Origin of the sequence: Myxococcus sp. AB056, from assembly GCF_006547365.1 — a bacterium.
Taxonomy (GTDB): domain Bacteria; phylum Myxococcota; class Myxococcia; order Myxococcales; family Myxococcaceae; genus Myxococcus; species Myxococcus virescens.
In genome coordinates, this window is record NZ_VHLB01000203.1 from 1 (window position 1) to 974 (window position 974).

1 pseudogene is annotated in these 974 nt (G+C 67.7%); it reads left to right on the forward strand.

What is annotated here, in order from left to right:
* Nucleotides 1-54: 54 nt before the first annotated feature.
* Nucleotides 55-974 (forward strand): annotated as a pseudogene (locus FMP39_RS37130) (IS3-like element ISMxa1 family transposase); the annotation flags it as partial.

Below are 974 nucleotides of genomic sequence, written 5' to 3' on the forward strand. Positions count from 1 at the left end.
TGAAGTTGCCCCGGTTTCGTGGAGTTCCACCCGCTGTGCGAAAAGGGTCCCACGATGCCGAAGTCACGTCCCCCATACCCGCCGGAGTTCCGTGAGCGGGTCGTCGAGCTGTTGAAAGCCGGCCGCTCCGGAAAAAGCCTCGCACGAGAGTTCGGCTGCACCGAGCAGAGCATCCGCAACTGGAAGAAGCAGTTGGAGGGTAGTGGCCGTAGCGCTCCCAGCAGCAACGGCGAGAGCAGGCCAGCTCCGAGGGCGAGCAGTGCCGCCTCGGACGAGCGCGCCGAACTCGAGCGGCTGCGGCGCGAGGTGCGGGTGCTGCGTGAGGAGCGTGACATCCTAAAAAAAGCTGCGGCCTGGTTCGCGCAGGAATCCGTGGCGACGCCCAAGCGGCGTACCGACTCGTGAAGGCGAACCAGGCCGTCCACAGCATCACGACGCTCTGTCGTGTCCTGGAGGTGTCCGAGAGCGGCTACCACGTGTGGCGGACGCGCCTGCCCTCGAAGCGCGCGGTCGCGGACGCGGGCCTCAGCAAGCGCATTCGCGCCATCCACACGATGAGCGACGGCACCTACGGCGTGCCGCGCATCCACGCCGAACTCGCGGCAGAGGGCGTGCACATCGGCCGCAAGCGTGTCGCCCGTCTCATGCGGGCAGCGCACCTTGAGGGCGTCAGCCGCCGCAGGTGGTGCGTCACCACGACGCGCGACGAGCGCGCACGCCCTGCGCCCGACCTGGTCGACCGCAACTTCGCGGCCCCTGGACCCGACCACCTCTGGGTGGCTGACATCACGTACATTCCGACGCACGCCGGTTTCCTCTACCTCGCCGTCGTGCTTGACGCATGGAGCCGTAAAGTCGTCGGCTGGGCCATGGCTGGCCACCTCAAGACGGAGCTCGTCGTGCAGGCACTCGACATGGCTGTGGGGCAGCGTCAGCCCCAAAGCGTCGTGCACCACAGCGACCAAGGGACGCAG